14 protein-coding genes and 1 tRNA gene are annotated in these 16,138 nt (G+C 66.5%); 5 read left to right on the top strand and 10 right to left on the bottom strand.

Annotated elements, in window-relative coordinates; genetic code table 11:
• Nucleotides 1–101 precede the first annotated feature (101 nt).
• Together dapF and mtaB are read left to right on the top strand one after the other, a co-directional pair.
• The gene (gene dapF, locus RNZ50_23885) at nucleotides 102–932 is read left to right on the top strand and encodes a diaminopimelate epimerase (GenBank protein ID MDT8858016.1); all 831 of its coding nucleotides are present in this window, start codon (nucleotides 102–104) and stop codon (nucleotides 930–932) included.
• The gene (gene mtaB / locus RNZ50_23880; GenBank protein MDT8858015.1) at nucleotides 929–2,215 is read left to right on the top strand and encodes a tRNA (N(6)-L-threonylcarbamoyladenosine(37)-C(2))-methylthiotransferase MtaB; all 1,287 of its coding nucleotides are present in this window, start codon (nucleotides 929–931) and stop codon (nucleotides 2,213–2,215) included. The genes dapF and mtaB overlap by 4 nt, the downstream gene beginning before the upstream one ends.
• Nucleotides 2,216–2,293: 78 nt before the next feature.
• Here mtaB and RNZ50_23875 read toward each other — a convergent pair whose 3' ends face one another.
• Nucleotides 2,294–3,343: a LacI family DNA-binding transcriptional regulator gene (locus RNZ50_23875; protein ID MDT8858014.1), complete on the bottom strand. Its 1,050-nt coding sequence runs from the start codon at nucleotides 3,341–3,343 to the stop codon at nucleotides 2,294–2,296.
• Between the two features lie 275 nt (nucleotides 3,344–3,618).
• On the opposite strand from RNZ50_23875, the gene RNZ50_23870 reads away from it, so the two are divergent.
• Nucleotides 3,619–3,694 (top strand) — tRNA-Arg (locus RNZ50_23870).
• Nucleotides 3,695–3,730: 36 nt separating this feature from the next.
• On the opposite strand, the gene gyrB is transcribed toward RNZ50_23870, so the two are convergent.
• The 9 genes from gyrB to mutM form a co-directional block, all read right to left on the bottom strand.
• Nucleotides 3,731–6,148 (bottom strand): DNA topoisomerase (ATP-hydrolyzing) subunit B, encoded by a 2,418-nt coding sequence (gene gyrB / locus RNZ50_23865; protein ID MDT8858013.1) that lies wholly within the window; start codon nucleotides 6,146–6,148, stop codon nucleotides 3,731–3,733.
• A 78-nt stretch (nucleotides 6,149–6,226) separates the two neighbouring features.
• The gene (locus RNZ50_23860) at nucleotides 6,227–6,847 is read right to left on the bottom strand and encodes a LysE family translocator (protein ID MDT8858012.1); all 621 of its coding nucleotides are present in this window, start codon (nucleotides 6,845–6,847) and stop codon (nucleotides 6,227–6,229) included.
• Entirely contained in the window at nucleotides 6,844–7,278 is a 435-nt protein-coding gene (locus RNZ50_23855; protein ID MDT8858011.1) for a VOC family protein, read from the bottom strand. The genes RNZ50_23860 and RNZ50_23855 overlap by 4 nt, the downstream gene beginning before the upstream one ends.
• Entirely contained in the window at nucleotides 7,275–8,384 is a 1,110-nt protein-coding gene (gene recF, locus RNZ50_23850) for a DNA replication/repair protein RecF (protein ID MDT8858010.1), read from the bottom strand. Before recF ends, RNZ50_23855 begins: the two co-directional genes overlap by 4 nt.
• A 68-nt stretch (nucleotides 8,385–8,452) precedes the next feature.
• The gene (gene dnaN / locus RNZ50_23845; protein ID MDT8858009.1) at nucleotides 8,453–9,571 is read right to left on the bottom strand and encodes a DNA polymerase III subunit beta; all 1,119 of its coding nucleotides are present in this window, start codon (nucleotides 9,569–9,571) and stop codon (nucleotides 8,453–8,455) included.
• A gap of 163 nt (nucleotides 9,572–9,734) precedes the next feature.
• Nucleotides 9,735–11,102 (bottom strand): chromosomal replication initiator protein DnaA, encoded by a 1,368-nt coding sequence (gene dnaA / locus RNZ50_23840; protein ID MDT8858008.1) that lies wholly within the window; start codon nucleotides 11,100–11,102, stop codon nucleotides 9,735–9,737.
• A gap of 508 nt (nucleotides 11,103–11,610) precedes the next feature.
• Entirely contained in the window at nucleotides 11,611–11,886 is a 276-nt protein-coding gene (gene rpsT / locus RNZ50_23835) for a 30S ribosomal protein S20 (protein MDT8858007.1), read from the bottom strand.
• Between the two features lie 96 nt (nucleotides 11,887–11,982).
• On the bottom strand, nucleotides 11,983–12,759 hold the full coding sequence (locus tag RNZ50_23830; GenBank protein ID MDT8858006.1) for an enoyl-CoA hydratase: 777 nt from the start codon (nucleotides 12,757–12,759) through the stop codon (nucleotides 11,983–11,985).
• A gap of 58 nt (nucleotides 12,760–12,817) precedes the next feature.
• Nucleotides 12,818–13,669, bottom strand: a complete 852-nt coding sequence (mutM, locus tag RNZ50_23825; GenBank protein ID MDT8858005.1) for a bifunctional DNA-formamidopyrimidine glycosylase/DNA-(apurinic or apyrimidinic site) lyase — start codon at nucleotides 13,667–13,669, stop codon at nucleotides 12,818–12,820.
• Between the two features lie 85 nt (nucleotides 13,670–13,754).
• Between mutM and ubiE the strand changes: the two genes are divergently transcribed.
• Nucleotides 13,755–14,507 (top strand): bifunctional demethylmenaquinone methyltransferase/2-methoxy-6-polyprenyl-1,4-benzoquinol methylase UbiE, encoded by a 753-nt coding sequence (ubiE, locus tag RNZ50_23820; protein MDT8858004.1) that lies wholly within the window; start codon nucleotides 13,755–13,757, stop codon nucleotides 14,505–14,507.
• Nucleotides 14,507–16,036, top strand: coding sequence for a 2-polyprenylphenol 6-hydroxylase (gene ubiB / locus RNZ50_23815; protein ID MDT8858003.1), 1,530 nt, complete (start codon nucleotides 14,507–14,509; stop codon nucleotides 16,034–16,036). The genes ubiE and ubiB overlap by 1 nt, the downstream gene beginning before the upstream one ends.
• Nucleotides 16,037–16,138: the final 102 nt, after the last annotated feature.

The raw sequence follows: 16,138 nt of genomic DNA, 5'->3' as shown, positions 1-16,138 counted from the left end.
AGAGGCGCGACATAGGCCGCTGCAGCGGCGGGCGCAAGGCCGTCGGGTTGCAGCGACTGGATTCCCGTCGACGCCAGGTCTATAGGACGCGGATGAACCCGATGACTCCCCCCACTGGCCTGCCCTTCATGAAGATGCACGGGCTGGGCAACGATTTCGTCGTGATCGACTCGCGCGGGCGCGGGGCGGTGACGACGCCTGCGCTGGCGCGGGCGCTGGGTGACCGGCATCGCGGCGTGGGCTTCGACCAGCTGGCCGAGATCCGCGATGCAGAGGACGCCGATTTCGCGCTGGTTTTCTGGAACGGCGACGGGTCGCGCGCCGGGGCCTGCGGCAATGCCACGCGCTGCGTCTGTGACCATGTGATGCGCGGGGCGGGGCTGGCGGCGGTGACGCTGGTGACGGCGCGCGGGGTCTTGCACGCGGTGCGGCGGGCGGACGGGCTGGTGTCGGTCAACATGGGGCATCCGCAGCGGGGCTGGGCCGAAGTGCCGCTGGCCCGCGCGGTGGACCCGCTGCACCTGCCGCTGCCGGGCGACCCGGTGGCGCTGGGCATGGGCAACCCGCATTGCGTGATCTTCGTGCCCGACGCCGAGGCTGTGGACGTGGCGGCGCGCGGCGCGGCACTGGAACACGACCCGCTGTTCCCCGAGCGGACCAATGTCGAATTCGCCAGCCTGACCGCGCCCGACCGGCTGCGGATGCGTGTCTGGGAACGGGGTGCCGGCATCACGCTGGCCTGCGGCTCGGGTGCCTGTGCCACGGCGGTGGCGGCCCATCTGCGCGGCCTGACCGGGCGGCAGGTGGTGCTCGATCTGGACGGCGGCACGCTGGAGATCGACTGGCGCGAGGATGGCGTCTGGATGACCGGCCCGACCGCGCATGTCTTCGACGGCTGGCTGACCCCGGCGTATCTGGCGGCCATGGCATGAACGCGCCCGACTTCGCCACGCCCGACTTCGCCACGCCCGTCTTCGCCACGCTGGGCTGCCGCCTGAACGCCTATGAAACCGAGGCGATGAAAGAGCTTGCCGCCGCAGCCGGCATCGGCAACGCCGTGGTGGTGAACACCTGCGCCGTCACCGCCGAGGCGGTGCGCAAGGCCAAGCAGGAGATCCGCCGCCTGTCGCGCGAAAACCCCGGCGCGCAGATCATCGTGACCGGCTGCGCGGCGCAGACCGAGCCCGGCACCTTTGCCGCGATGCCCGAAGTCTGGCGGGTGATCGGCAACACCGAGAAGATGCAGGCCGCAACCTGGGCGGGCATGGCCGCGCCCGACCTGATCGGGGTCACCGAACGGGTGCAGGTCGACGACATCATGTCGGTGCGTGAAACGGCGGGGCACCTGATCGACGGCTTCGGGCGGCACCGGGCCTATGTGCAGGTGCAGAACGGCTGCGACCACCGCTGCACCTTCTGCATCATCCCGTTCGGGCGAGGCAACTCGCGCTCGGTTCCGGCGGGGGTGGTGGTCGAACAGATCCGGCGGCTGGTGGACAAGGGCTTTCAGGAAGTGGTGCTGACCGGGGTCGACCTGACCTCGTGGGGGGCCGACCTGCCCGGCGCGCCGCGGCTGGGCGATCTGGTGCTGCGGCTGTTGCGGCTGGTGCCGGACCTGCCGCGGCTGCGGATCAGCTCGATCGACAGCATCGAAGTGGACTCGGCATTGATGGAGGCCATCGCGGGCGAGCCGCGCCTGATGCCGCATCTGCACCTGTCGCTGCAGGCCGGGGATGACCTGATCCTGAAGCGGATGAAACGGCGGCACCTGCGCGACGACGCCATCCGCTTTTGCGAGGAGGCCCGGCGCCTGCGCCCCGACATGGTGTTCGGCGCCGACATCATCGCCGGGTTTCCGACCGAAACGGAAAGCATGTTCGACCAGTCGCTGAAAATGGTGCAGGACTGCGGGCTGACCTTCCTGCACGTCTTTCCGTTCAGCCCGCGCAAGGGCACGCCTGCGGCGCGGATGCCGCAGGTGCCGGGGCCGGTGGTCAGGGACCGCGCGGCCCGGCTGCGCGCGGCGGGCGAGGTTGCCCTGCAGGCGCATCTGGCGACTCAGGTCGGGCGCGTTCACCGCGTGCTGACGGAACAGCCGCGCATGGGGCGGACCGAGCAGTTCACCGAAGTGACATTTGCCACCGACCAGCCGGAAGGCCAGATCGTCGGGGTCACGATTGCAGGCCGCGCCGGCGATCGGCTGACGGTGCGCTGACTGCGGTGCCGCCAAAATCCTTGAAAAGGATTTTTCAAAAGTTTTCCTGAAAACTTTTGGTCCCGGCGCGGCGATCCGTCACCGACGCCGGATGGTATCGCCCGGCTGCAAGGTCGGTGTCAGTTCGACGATCTGGCCGCCGGTGGCACCCTTCTGGTCCTGGCCTGCGATGATTTCGGCGGCGCGACGCCCGATTTCCTGACGACAGGCATCCATTGTGGCCAGCATGCGCGGCAGACCCTCCAGCAGTTCGACGCCATTGAACCCCGCCAGGCCCAGCCTTTCTGGCACATCGATGCCGGCGTCCAGGCAGTAAAGCAGACCCCCGGCGCCGATCATGTCATTGGAGTAATACAGGAAATCCAGATCCGGCGTCCGGTGCAGGATGGCCTGCGTCATCTCGCGCCCCTTCAGCAGGGCCGAGCCGCCGGAATAGAATTCCCGGTCGGCCAGCGTCAGCCCGGCCTTGGCCAGACCTTCCTCAAAACCTTCCAGCCGTTTGCGTGCACGGTGATCCTCGGGCATCTTGGTGCCGAGAAAGCCGATGCGCCGGTAGCCTGCGGCCAGAATGGCTTCGGCCATCTGAAGCCCGGCGCGGCGGTGCGAGATGCCCACCGCACTGTCAAGCGGCACGCCGTCGACATCCATGATCTCGACGATCGGGATGCCTGCCGCGATCAGCATGGCGTTGGACGCCGGGCTGTGCTCGAGCCCGGCGATGATGACGCCCGAGGGCCGCCAGGACAGCATTTCATACAGCACCCGTTCCTCGCGCACTGGCGAATAGTTGGTGACGCCGACCACGGGTTGCAGGCCGGTCAACTCCAGCACGTCGGAAATGCCGGTCAGAACCTCGGGGAAAACCATGTTGGACATCGACGGGATGATGACGGCCACCAGATTGACCCGCTGGCTGGCCAGCGCGCCCGCGATCTTGTTGGGCACATAGCCCATCTTGCGGGCCGCTTCGAGCACCCTTTCCCGCGTGGCCCCCGACACGTCGCCCCGGTTGCGCAGCACACGGCTGACGGTCATTTCGCTGACGCCCGACGCTTCGGACACGTCGCGCAAGGTCAGCGTGCGCCGGGCGTCGGGGCCGGAGCCTTTCGAAACGGGGCCTTTGGACACGGGAGAATGGACCTTTCGCAAATGCGCCAGACCTTGTTAGCGCCAAAACCTGCCCTTGTCCAAGGGCTGATCCTGCGCTATGTTAACGCTAACGGCCCTGTGGCCTACGGTATCCCGCGCGTCCTGCAAGCTTTCCATACGGCGCAACGGATCAGAGGGGGAGTGGTGGGCCAAAAGTCACTCCCCCTTGCCTTCCCCACCATCACCCTTCGGAAGCCGGTTGCAAGCGCCGCCGTTTGCCCGCAATAAGGGCGGGCAACGCCCTGCCGCAACGGGGCCTCGTAGCTCAGGGGATAGAGCGGCCGCCTCCTAAGCGGCAGGTCGATGGTTCGAATCCATCCGGGGTCACCATTCCACGCGAAACCCGGGGCCGCGCGGAAACCCGGATCAGAAATCCAGGTTTTCCACGTTCAGCGCGTTCTGCTGGATGAACTCGCGGCGCGGTTCGACCACGTCGCCCATCAGCTTGGTGAAGATGTCGTCGGCTTCGGCCAGATCGTCCACCCGGACCTGCAGCAGGGTGCGGGCTTCGGGGTCCAGCGTGGTTTCCCAAAGCTGTTCGGGGTTCATTTCGCCCAGACCCTTGTAGCGTTGCAGCGACAGGCCCTTTTCGCCTTCGGTCAGGATGGCTTTCAGCAGGTCCACCGGGCCGTGGATCAGCTGATCCCGGTCCTTGCGCACCAGGCGCGCGGGGTGGGCATAGACCTCCTGCAGCGCGGCCGTGTGGCTGGCCAGGCGGCGCGACTCGCCCGAGCGCAGCACCGGGCCGTCGAGCGTGCGGACCTCTTCGACGCCGCGCACGGCTCGCGAGAAGCGCAGCCCGTGATCCTGCGTCGGGCGGCCCTGCCAGCCGCGTTCGTATTCGACCGCGATCTGGTCCAGCCGGCTTGCCACCTGATCGGCCACGCCCTGCGCATCCTGATCGACCCGGCCCGCCAGCAGTGCGCCCGCGATGGCCGACTGTTCCAGGATGTGCTGCGGATAATGGGTCGGGAACGCCTGAAGGATGCGACGCACCGTGCGCGCCTCCTCGACCACGCGGGCCAGATCGGCGCCGCCGATCTCCTCGCCGGTGCCGAGCCGCAGCAGCGCGCCTTCGACGCCCATCTGCACCAGATAATCCTCCAGCGCGGGCTGGTCTTTCAGATAGACCTCGGACTTGCCGCGCGCCACCTTGTAGAGCGGCGGCTGCGCGATGTAGAGGTATCCGCCCTCGATCACCTGCGGCATCTGGCGGAAGAAGAACGTCAGCAGCAGCGTACGGATATGCGCGCCGTCAACGTCGGCGTCGGTCATGATGACGATCTTGTGGTAGCGCAGCTTCTTGATGTCGAACTCGTCGCGCCCGATGCCGGTGCCAAGCGCGGTGATCAGCGTGCCGATTTCCTGACTGCCGAGCATCCGGTCGAAGCGCGCGCGTTCGACGTTCAGGATCTTGCCGCGCAATGGCAATACCGCCTGGTTGGCGCGGCTGCGGCCCTGCTTGGCCGAGCCGCCGGCCGAGTCGCCCTCGACGAGGAAGATTTCGGATTTCGACGGGTCGCGTTCCTGACAGTCGGCCAGCTTGCCGGGCAGGCTCGCCACGTCGAGCGCCGACTTGCGCCGGGTGAGTTCGCGCGCCTTGCGGGCGGCCTCGCGCGCCATCGCCGCCTCGATGATCTTGCCGACGATGATCTTGGCATTGGCCGGATTTTCCTCGAACCATTCCGCCAGCTTTTCGTTCACCAGATTCTCGACGGCGGGCCGCACTTCCGAGGATACCAGCTTGTCCTTGGTCTGGCTGCTGAACTTGGGGTCGGGCACCTTGACCGACAGCACGCAGGTCAGCCCTTCGCGCGCATCGTCGCCGGTGAAGTCGATCTTCTCGCGCTTGGCGATGCCGGAGGATTGCGCATAGGCGTTGATGGTGCGGGTCAGCGCGCCACGGAACCCGGCGATATGGGTGCCGCCGTCACGTTGCGGGATGTTGTTGGTGAAGGGCAGCACGTTTTCATGATAGCTATCGTTCCACCACATCGCGACCTCGACCGTGATCCCGGCCCGCTCGCCGATGATGTAGATCGGGTCCGACATGATCGAGGACTTGGAACGGTCGAGATAGCGCACGAATTCGCGCACTCCGCCCTCGTAGAACAATTCGCTGCGCAGGGGTTCGGCGGGCCGCAGATCCTCCAGCACGATCATCACGCCGGAGTTCAGGAACGCCAGTTCGCGAAGCCGGTTTTCCAAAGTCTTGAACACATAGTCGAGGTTGGAAAACGTCTGGGTCGAGGCCAGAAAACGCACCTCGGTGCCCTTTTCGCCCGGCGCATCGCCCACGACATAGAGATGCTCGACGGTCTCGCCATGCTCGAACCGGGCGCGGTATTCCTTGCCGTTGCGCCAGACCCGCAGCTCCAGCCATTCCGACAGGGCGTTGACCACCGACACGCCGACCCCGTGAAGCCCGCCCGACACCTTGTAGCTGTTCTGGTCGAATTTGCCCCCCGCGTGCAGCTGGGTCATGATGACCTCGGCGGCGGAAACGCCTTCCTCGTGATGGATGTCGACCGGGATGCCGCGCCCGTTGTCGCGCACCGAAACCGAGTTGTCGGGGTGGATGATCACCGTCACGGCGGTGGCATGGCCGGCCAGCGCCTCGTCGATGCCGTTGTCGACCACCTCATACACCATGTGGTGCAGGCCCGACCCGTCGTCGGTATCGCCGATATACATGCCGGGGCGTTTGCGCACCGCCTCCAGGCCCTTGAGAACCTTGATGGAATCGGCATCATATGTGGGGATGTTGACGGCAGCTTCGGACATGCGGACGGAACCCTTCGATTGCCCGCAGTTTATATCCGCACGGGGGGGGAATGTCACCCCCGCCACAAGATTTAGCGCCTAGCTGAGCGCAATCCCGACGCCGACCAGCATCATCAGCCCGCCCGCGATCAGGTTGGCGCGCCGCAGCGCGGCAGGCGAGGTCAGCAGCCTGCGCGCCCGGCCGATCGAGGCGGCAAGAATCAGGTTGCCCGCCAGCGGAATGGCGACCGACAGCGCCACGATGGCGGCAATGTCGGGGGCGGTCACGCGGCTCAGGTCAAAGAAGCCGGGCAGCACGCCCATGTAGAACAGGATCGCCTTGGGGTTGCCGATCACCACCGCCACCCCGGTGGCAAAGCCCGCCCAGAGCCCCGGCCGCGTCAGCCGGCTGTCGGCCGAAATGCCCCGCCCGGCATGGCGGATCAACATCGCCCCCATGACCAGAAACGTCGCCGCCGCCACCCAGTGCATCACCAGCATGAAGGACGCAAATTGCGACACGATCCAGGTCAACCCGAAGATCGCGAGCAGCGGCCACAGCGCATCGCCGACCGTCACCCCCACCGCCAGCGGCCAGGCGGCGTTGAAGCCGCCCGACATGGCGCGCGCCAGCAGGGCGACCCAGACCGGGCCGGGCGTCGCGAACAGCACCAGCAAGGCGCCGGCGTAGAACAGCAGGTCCGCCGCGGATACGGTCATTCCGCCTCCGGAAGGGTCAGCAAGCCGTCGTCGGCCAGCGGCCAGAACGGGTTCATCGCCACCTCCCAGACATGGCCGTCGGGGTCGGCCCAGTAGCCCGAATACCCGCCCCAGGCCGCCCTTTCCGGCGCCTTCAGCACGGTGCCCCCCGCCGCCAACGCGGCCGCGAAGGCCGCATCCACCTCGGCCTCGGTGGCGAAGTTCTGCGCCAGTGCCACCGCCCCGCTGCCCAGGAACGCATCCGCCCGCCCCTGATCGGCGGCGAGGTCGTTCAGCCCGAACAGCGCAAGCACCGCGCCGTGCATCTGGTAGAAGGCCACGCCCGGCTGGCTCGCGCCATGTTCGCGCCAACCCAGCCGGGCATAGAACGCCCGCGACGCCGCCAGATCGGCCACGCCAAGAGTCACTACGGTCACACGCTGGGGTGTCATGGTTCAATCTCCGTCACCTGCGACAGGCCAGCAACCTCTGCGACCTGAAATGTCTGCGCCCGGGCGCCAAGGCTGTCGAACAGCGAAACATCCGTGCCCGTCATCAGCGCCTGCGCCCCGAGTGCTGCCAGTTCGTCAAACAGCGCCGCCCGCCGGGTGGCGTCAAGATGCGCCGCGACCTCGTCCAACAGCAAGATCGGAGCCACCCCCAGATCAGCGGCCAAAGCGCGCGCATTGGCGAGAATCAGCGACAGCAGCAGCGCCTTCTGCTCGCCGGTCGAGCATTGCCCGGCGGCTACGCCCTTTGCCGTGTAGACCACCGCCAGATCGGTGCGGTGCGGCCCGGCCAGCGTGCGCCCCGCAGCCAGATCGCGCCGCCGCCCCTCGGCAAAGGCGCCCGACAGCGCGGCCTCGCCCTCGGGCACGTCGTCCTCGGGGCCGGTCAGCGCCAGATCGGCCTGCGGAAAGGCGGTCTCGGCCCCGGCCTGCGCCGCCATCAGCCGCGCCACGGTGGCCGCACGGTGCGCCTGCATCAAGGCCCCGGCCTGCGCCATCCGCGCCTCCAGCGCACCATACCAATGCGCGTCCGTCACCTGATCCTTCAGCAGCCGGTTGCGGTCGCGCATCGCCTTCTCGTAATCCAGCACCGCCTCGGCATGGTCGGGCGCAAAGCTCAGCGTCAGGCGGTCAAGGAACCGCCGCCGCCCCTCGGCCGCCTCGATCCACAGCCGGTCCATCGCGGGCACCAGCCAGACCATGCGCAGAATCCGCCCCAGCATGACCTGCGTCGCGGCCTTGCCGTCGATCCGCACCTGACGCGCCCCGCCAGCTTCGGCCCAGGTCTCGACCTCATGCGCCGCGCCAAGACCCTGCACCCCTGCGCCGACCTTCCAGCCGAGAGCCTCGGGCCGCCGCGCGATCTCGCCCGCCTCGGCCCGGCGCAGCCCGCGCCCCGGCGACAAGAGCGACACGGCCTCCAGAATGTTGGTCTTGCCCGCGCCGTTGCCGCCCACGATCACCACCGGCCGCCCATCGAACACCAGCCGCGTCGCACGGTGCGAGCGGAAATGCGACAGCGTCAGCGCGGTGATCGCCAGCCCGCTCACGCCTGTTTCCTTCTTCTGTTTGAAAATATCCTGCGGGGGTCCGGGGGTGCAAAACCCCCGGTTGCCGGTCACACACGCATCGGCATCACGACATAGACTGCAGAGGTGTCGTTCCCTTCGCGCATCAGCGTCGGGTCGCCCGAGGAGTTGAACAGGAAAACCGCATTTTCCCGGTCCACCTGGCTTGCGATTTCCAGCAGGTATTTCGCGTTGAAGCCGATCTCCAGCCGCTCGTCGGCATAGGCCACGGCCAGTTCCTCCTCGGCGGCACCGCTGTCGGGCGCGTTGACCGACAGGATCAGCCGGTCCTCGTCCAGCGACAGCTTCACCGCGCGGCTGCGTTCCGACGAGACGGTTGCGACACGGTCGACCGCCTTGGCGAACTCGGCGGCATCGACCTCCAGCCGCCGGGTGTTGCCCATCGGAATCACCCGGGTGTAGTCGGGGAAGGTGCCGTCGATCACCTTCGAGGTCATCTGGATGCCGGGCGTCGCAAAGCGGATCTTGGTTTCCGAGACAGAAACGGCAATCATCGCCTCGTCATCCTCCAGCAGCTTGCGCAGCTCGCCCACAGTCTTGCGCGGCACGATGACGCCGGGCATACCCTGCGCCCCCTCGGGCAGGGGCGCGTCGATCCGGGCCAGACGATGCCCGTCGGTCGCCACGGCGCGCAACACAGGGCCGCTGTCGCCGGTCGCCACATGCAGATAGACGCCGTTCAGGTAATAGCGCGTCTCCTCGGTGGAGATCGCGAACTTCGCCTTGTCGAACAGGCGGCGCAGCAGGGGCGCGGGCGCCGAGAAGTTCGAGGCATATTCCGACGTGGCCATCACCGGGAAATCTTCCTTCGGCAGCGTGGCAAGGCTGAAGGTGGACCGCCCGGCGGTCACCGTCAGCCGCCCCGTGGCGCCGTCTTCCGACAGGTTGACCAGCGCGCCGTCGGGCAGCTTGCGCACGATCTCGTGCAGCATCACCGCCGAGACGGTGGTGGCGCCCGGCCGTTCCACCATCGCAGGCGCACGGTCCACCACCTCGATGTCCAGATCGGTGGCGCGGAAGCTGACCTGACCGCCTTCGGCCTCGATCAGCACATTGGCAAGAATCGGAATGGTGTTGCGCCGCTCGACGACCGATTGCGCCTGCCCTACGGCCTTGAGCAGCGTGCCGCGTTCGATGCTGATCTTCATTCCAGACTACCTTTTGTTGGTCGGCCCCGCCGGGGCAGGTGCGGCGCTGCCGGGACGCCGAACCTACCCGCTTTGCGCAGGTTCTCAAGCTTTTTCAGACTGTCGGACGGTTTGCCGGGGCCGTCAAGGGCTGCGCCATGACGGCACAGCCACACAAGGCGGCTCAGGCCTGCAAAAGACGGCGCAGCAGTTGCAGATCGTCGGCCATCTGCGAATCCGTCGACATCAGTTCCTCGATCTTGCGCACGCCGTGCATGATCGTGGTGTGATCACGCCCGCCGAAGCGGCGGCCGATCTCGGGCAGGGATCGCGGGGTCAGGTGCTTTGAAAGATACATCGCGATCTGGCGCGGCCGCGCGATGGTGCGGACCCGCTTCGGGCCGATCATGTCGCTGAGCCGGATATTGAAATGTTCGGCCACCCGGCGCTGGATCTCCTCGATCGTCACCTTGCGATCGGATGCGCGCAGGATGTCGGCCAGACAGTCCTGCGTCAGATCGAGCGTGATCTCGCGCCCGACGAGGCTCGCGAAGGCGAACAGACGCGTCAGAGCGCCTTCCAGCACGCGGACGTTGGTCGTGATGCGGTGCGCGAGGAACTCCAGCACGCCCGCGGCCATCTGCAGACCCTTGTATTGCGTGCGGTAGAATTCTGCCTTCTGTTGCAGGATGCCAAGCCGCAGTTCGTAGTCGGTGGGGTGCAGATCGACCACCAGCCCGCATTGCAGGCGGCTCTTGATCCGGTCTTCCATATCCTTGATCTCGCCCGGCGCGCGGTCGGCGGAAATCACGATCTGCTTGTTCTGATCGACCAGTGCGTTGAAAGTGTGGAAGAATTCTTCCTGCGTGCTGTCCTTGCCCGCGATGAACTGCACGTCATCGACCATCAGCACATCGACCGAGCGGAACAGCTCCTTGAAATCCATGATCTGGCGTTCGCGCAGCGCCTGCACGAAACGGTACATGAACTGCTCGGCCGACAGGTATAGCACGCGCAGATGCGGCTGGCGGGCGTGCAGTTCATGGGCAATGGCGTGCATCAGGTGGGTCTTGCCCAGACCCACGCCGCCATACAGGAACAGCGGGTTGAAGCTCACCGGCCCGCCTTCCGCCACGCGGCGCGCAGCGGCATGGGCAAGCTCGTTCGGCTTGCCGACCACGAAGCTGTCGAAGGTGAAGCGCGCATCCAGCGGCGCGCCGGGCAGCTCGTCGTCATTGGCCGGATGGGCGGGGCGCGGCTTCGCGACAGGTTTCGCTGCGGTGCGCGGGTCCGGCAGCGCGGCCCGTGCCGCGGCATTCACCGCGAATTCGACGCGCTGCACATCGGCCCCGGCGACGGTCATCTGCTGGCGGATATGATCGGCGAAGTTGCGCGACACCCAGTCGCCGAAAAACACCGTCGGCACTTCGAACCGGGCTACACCATTTTTCAGACCCGAGAGCTTCAGCGGCTCGATCCAGGTCACATAATTGTTCTTTCCCACCCTTTTGAGAAGTTCTTCACGCGCCCGTCCCCAGGTTTCTTGTGTCATTCGTTCCGACCCGTCCGTCGCCGTTCGCTTCCGGCATTTTATGGGGGCAATGAACTTTGCCCAACCCCAGCACTTCACCTGCGAGGCCACGAGTCTGACCGGGCCGAACCCTAGGGTCCGACACACGGAGGGGAGTATGACACACACCAGCCGGCCCGGCAGTACCGGGTCAGCAGGAATGCTGTTCAAGATCTGCGCAGCTTCTGGCGCAGACATCATAAACTATTGATCGCCAACCAGTTCCTGACATCATCGCGGCAGAGCGACAACATGGGCCCAGAAGTTCCGGTCGCGATCAGCACATGTCCCCCAGGACGGCGTGAATCGCCTGATGAAGGTAGCAAGGCGGGTGGCGGCTCCGCAACCGAACTTCGCTGTTGACAGGGCTTTGGTGCAGCGAATCCGGATGCCAGTGCAAACCGGCAACGCAGGCCGGGAAAACCGTTGCCAAAACGCAAAAAGCGCACCCTGCGGCGCGCTTTTGACGGCAATCATGTCACAGTGGAGATCAGGCGGCGACGGCTGCCAGCGACTTCACGCGCGACGACAGGCGCGACATCTTCCGCGCCACGGTGTTCTTGTGCAGCACGCCCTTGGTGACACCACGCGCCATTTCCGGCTGTGCGACGCGAAGGGCGGCGGCGGCGGCTTCCTGGTTGCCGGAGGCGAGCGCCTCTTCGACCTTGCGCAGGAAGGTGCGGATACGCGAGCGACGCGCCTTGTTCACGACATAGCGTGCGTCGGACTGGCGGGCGCGCTTCTTGGACTGGGGCGAATTGGCCATGTATCGATTCCGGTTCTTCGGTTCGTGTCTATCTTGAAGCCGCGTCTTTACGGGCGACTCGGGGGCAAGTCAACCGGGGATGGCCCGGAAAGTCATCTATCTGTCACGGAATTGCGGCTGGCGCTTTTCCAGGAAGGCGGCCATGCCCTCTTTCTGGTCCTCGGTGGCGAACAGCGAATGGAACAGGCGGCGTTCGAACAGCAGCCCTTCGCGCAGCGTGGATTCGTAGCTGCGGTTCACCGCCTCTTTCACAGCCATCACCGTCAGCGCCGATTTTTCCGAGATCTTGATGGCCGCCTTCATCGCCTCCTCGATCAGCGACTTGGCCGGCACGACGCGGCTTACCAGCCCGCAACGCTCGGCTTCCGCCGCATCCATGAAGCGGCCGGTCAGGTGCATGTCCATTGATTTGGACTTGCCGACAAAGCGCGTCAGGCGCTGGGTGCCGCCCATGCCGGCCACGACGCCCAGGTTGATCTCGGGCTGGCCGAACTTGGCGGTGTCGGCGCAGATGATGTAGTCGCACATCATCGCAAGCTCGCACCCGCCGCCCAGCGCATAGCCCGCGACGGCGGCGATGATCGGCTTGCGCACCCGCAGGATCGCATCGGAATCGGCGGCGAACAGGTCTTCGGTGTAGACCTCGACAAAGCTCTTGGTCGACATCTCCTTGATGTCGGCCCCGGCGGCGAACGCCTTTTCCGACCCGGTCAGGATGATGCAGCGCACGTTGTCGTTGGTATCGGCGGCGGTCAGTGCCGCGGCCAGCTCGCGCATCAGCATGGCGTTCAGCGCGTTCAGCGCGTCGGGCCGGTTCAGCCGGATCAGCGCCACATTGTCCTCGATCTCGACGATCAGTGTCTCGTAGGCCATCAAGGCTCTCCCGTTGGGCAATCCGGCAAGGTCTAGCACTGCCGTGGCGGGGTTCAAGTCATCTCTGACACTGCGGGCAATGGAACGACGACCGCCCGGCCTGCACGAGCCGCCCGATGGTGCCGCCGCATCCGGGGGTCGGGCAGGGCTCGCCCTCGCGGCCATAGACGCGAAAGCTGTGCTGAAAGTAGCCCAGTTCGCCATCTGCCTGCCGGTAGTCGCGCAAGGATGACCCGCCCGCCTCGATCGCCTCGGCCAGCACGGTGCGGATGATCGGCACCAGCCCGGCCACCCGGCCCGCAGCGATCTGCCCCGCCAGCGTCAGCGGGCTGAGCCCCGCGCGGTGCAGCACCTCGCAGACATAGATGTTGCCCAGGCCCGCCACCACCCGCTGATCCAGCAGCGCCGACTTGACCGGCGTGGCGCGGCCCTTCAGCCGGGCGACCAGGTAATCCTCGGAAAAGCCGTTGCCCATGGGTTCCGGCCCCAGCCCGGCCAGCAGCGGATGCGCCTCGGCGCCATCGGTCGCGAACAGGTCCATCGCGCCGAAGCGGCGGGCGTCGTTGAAGGTGACGCGCGCGCCGCCCGCCATGTCGAACACCACATGGTCATGCTTGGCCGCCAGCGGATGCGTGCGGTGAAAGGCCCCGGTCACCGCGCCCGAGATCAGCATCCGCCCCGACATGCCCAGATGGATCAGCAGCGTCTCGCCCCGGTCCAGATCGGCCAGGATGTATTTCGACCGCCGCCGCAGCCCCAGCACCCGCGCGCCGGTCAGCCGACTCGCCATTTCCGGCGGAAACGGCCGGCGCAGGTCGGCGCGGTTGACCCGGGCCTGCACGATCACCTGCCCCGACATCACCGGCTCCAGCCCGCGGCGGACTGTCTCGACTTCCGGCAATTCGGGCATCTTCCGCTCCTCAGACAGATCGGCGCATTGCAGCGACGCGCAAGCGCCCTATAAGGAGTCGCAAAGCCAAGGACGACAAGACCTCATGACCCAAGAACCCGCGAAGACCACCCATTTCGGCTTCCAGACCGTGGACGAAGGCGCAAAGGCCGGGATGGTCCATGGCGTCTTCACCCGCGTCGCGTCGAAATACGATGTGATGAACGATGCGATGTCGCTGGGCATCCACCGGCTGTGGAAAGACGCGATGATGGACTGGCTGGCGCCCCGGCCCGGCCAGAAGCTCTTGGATGTGGCGGGGGGCACCGGCGACGTGGCATTCCGCTTCCTCAAGCGCGCGCCGGGGGCGACGGCCACGGTCTGCGACATGACCGAATCGATGCTGGTATCGGGGCGGCAGCGCGCCGATGCCGACCAGATGGCGGACCGGCTCGACTGGGTGGTGGGCGATGCGATGGCCCTTCCCTTCCCTGATCGCAGCTTCGATGTCTACACCATCAGCTTCGGCATCCGCAACGTCACGCGCATTCCCGATGCGCTGCGCGAGGCGTTCCGCGTGCTACGCCCCGGCGGCCGCCTGATGGTGCTGGAGTTCAGCCAGATGCCGAACCCGGCGATGCAATGGGCCTATGACCGCTACAGCTTCAACGTGATTCCGGTGATGGGCCAGATCATCGCGGGCGACCGCGACAGCTATCAGTATCTGGTGGAATCGATCCGCAAGTTCCCCGATCAGGACACCTTTGCCGGGATGATCCGCGCCGCGGGCTTCGGTCAGGTGAAATACCGCAATCTTTCCATGGGCATCGCGGCCCTGCACTCCGGCTGGAAGATCTAGTGCGCGGCCCCCACAACATCATCCGCCTGATCCGAACGCTTGCCACGATGGAACGCACCGGCGCGATCGGCGTGGTGCTGGAGGCGTTCGAGGCGCCGAAAAGCCTGCGGCTGGTGGCGCGCGTCATGGGCTGGCCGTTCAAGTGGCTGGGCCTGCCCGGCGACCCCGACCTGCCGCCGGCCACCCGTGCGCTTTCGGCTCTCGGGCCCGCCTACATCAAGTTCGGGCAGATCCTGTCCACCCGCCCCGACGTGGTCGGCGACGATCTGGCCGTGCAGCTGAAGTATCTGCAGGACAAGCTGCCTCCCTTCCCGATCGACGTGGCCAAGCGGATGATCGAGGAGGAACTGGCCCAACCCGTCGATCAGCTTTTTTCCGAGTTTTCCGAACCGGTTGCGGCCGCCTCCATCGCGCAGGTCCATCGGGCGCGCATGGCCGCCACCGGGCAGGAGGTCGCGGTCAAGGTGCTGCGGCCTCATATCGAGCGCGACTTCCGCAAGGATATCGACGCCTTCTATCTGGCCGCCACCATCATCGAGGCCCTGTCTCCCGCCTCGCGCCGCCTGCGGCCGATGGATGTGATCACGCATTTCGAGGGCGTGGTGAACGGCGAACTCGACCTGCGGCTGGAATCGGCGGCGGCGGCGGAGTTCGCCACCAATACCGAGGCTGACACGGGCTTTCAGGTGCCCAAGCCGATCTGGGATCTCTCGGGCCGTCAGGTGATGACGATGGACTGGGCCGAAGGCATCAGTCTGGCCGACAATGACGCGCTGGATGCCGCCGGCCACGACCGCCGGGTGCTGGGCACACGGGTGCTGCACCTGTTCCTCAGCCACGCGCTGCGCGACGGATACTTCCACGCCGACATGCATCAGGGCAACCTGAAGGTCGCGGCCAATGGCGACATCATCGCCTATGACTTCGGCATCATGGGGCGGCTGGATGAATACACCCGCCGGGTCTATGCCGAGATTCTGTTCGGCTTCATCCGCCGCGACTATCGCCGCGTGGCCGAGGTGCATTTCGAGGCGGGCTATGTGCCTGCCAACCGCGACATCGACGAGTTCGCCCGCGCCCTGCGGGTGGTGGGCGAGCCGATCTTCGGCATGGATGCCAGCCGGATTTCCATGGCGCGCCTGCTGGCCTATCTGTTTGAAGTCACGGAACGATTCGGCATGGAAACCCGAACCGAACTGATCCTGCTGCAACGCACGATGGTCGTGGTCGAAGGGGTCGCGCGCTCGCTCGACCCGAACCTGAACATCTGGCATGTCGCGCACCCCATCGTCGAGGATTACATCAAGCAGAACGTCGGCCCGCGCGCCCTGCTGCGCGATCTGGGCAAGACCGCCCGGGTGATGGCGCGCTTCGGCCCGAAACTGCCCGGGATGATGGAAGACCTGCTGATCCGGCAAAGCCAGCCGATCGTGGTGGTGCAGCCGCGGCCCAGGACGCATCCGCTGCTGTGGATGGCCCTGGGGGCTGCCTGCACCGGCGTGGGTGTCTGGCTCGCGCAGATGGTCTAAGTTCCGCCGCCGGGGGATGCAGGGGTTCCTTGTCCGCCCGCGGGCAGCCCTGCATCACGGCGTCGCCCCCGCCGCGTGACAAGGCAGGCCGACGCAGACCTG

The sequence above is a fragment of the Paracoccaceae bacterium Fryx2 genome (genome assembly GCA_032334235.1).
In the GTDB taxonomy this organism is placed as follows: domain Bacteria; phylum Pseudomonadota; class Alphaproteobacteria; order Rhodobacterales; family Rhodobacteraceae; genus JAVSGI01.
This window is presented reverse-complemented; position numbering and strand designations above follow the sequence as displayed.

What these genes read in the sequence shown, in the direction of transcription:
- dapF (MDT8858016.1), top strand. Translation starts at nt 102, where the DNA reads ATGACTCCCCCCACTGGCCTGCCCTTCATGAAGATGCACGGGCTGGGC.
- mtaB (MDT8858015.1), top strand. Translation starts at nt 929, where the DNA reads ATGAACGCGCCCGACTTCGCCACGCCCGACTTCGCCACGCCCGTCTTC.
- gyrB (MDT8858013.1), bottom strand. Translation starts at nt 6,148, where the DNA reads ATGTCCGAAGCTGCCGTCAACATCCCCACATATGATGCCGATTCCATC.
- RNZ50_23860 (MDT8858012.1), bottom strand. Translation starts at nt 6,847, where the DNA reads ATGACCGTATCCGCGGCGGACCTGCTGTTCTACGCCGGCGCCTTGCTG.
- RNZ50_23855 (MDT8858011.1), bottom strand. Translation starts at nt 7,278, where the DNA reads ATGACACCCCAGCGTGTGACCGTAGTGACTCTTGGCGTGGCCGATCTG.
- dnaN (MDT8858009.1), bottom strand. Translation starts at nt 9,571, where the DNA reads ATGAAGATCAGCATCGAACGCGGCACGCTGCTCAAGGCCGTAGGGCAG.
- dnaA (MDT8858008.1), bottom strand. Translation starts at nt 11,102, where the DNA reads ATGACACAAGAAACCTGGGGACGGGCGCGTGAAGAACTTCTCAAAAGG.
- rpsT (MDT8858007.1), bottom strand. Translation starts at nt 11,886, where the DNA reads ATGGCCAATTCGCCCCAGTCCAAGAAGCGCGCCCGCCAGTCCGACGCA.
- RNZ50_23830 (MDT8858006.1), bottom strand. Translation starts at nt 12,759, where the DNA reads ATGGCCTACGAGACACTGATCGTCGAGATCGAGGACAATGTGGCGCTG.
- mutM (MDT8858005.1), bottom strand. Translation starts at nt 13,669, where the DNA reads ATGCCCGAATTGCCGGAAGTCGAGACAGTCCGCCGCGGGCTGGAGCCG.
- ubiE (MDT8858004.1), top strand. Translation starts at nt 13,755, where the DNA reads ATGACCCAAGAACCCGCGAAGACCACCCATTTCGGCTTCCAGACCGTG.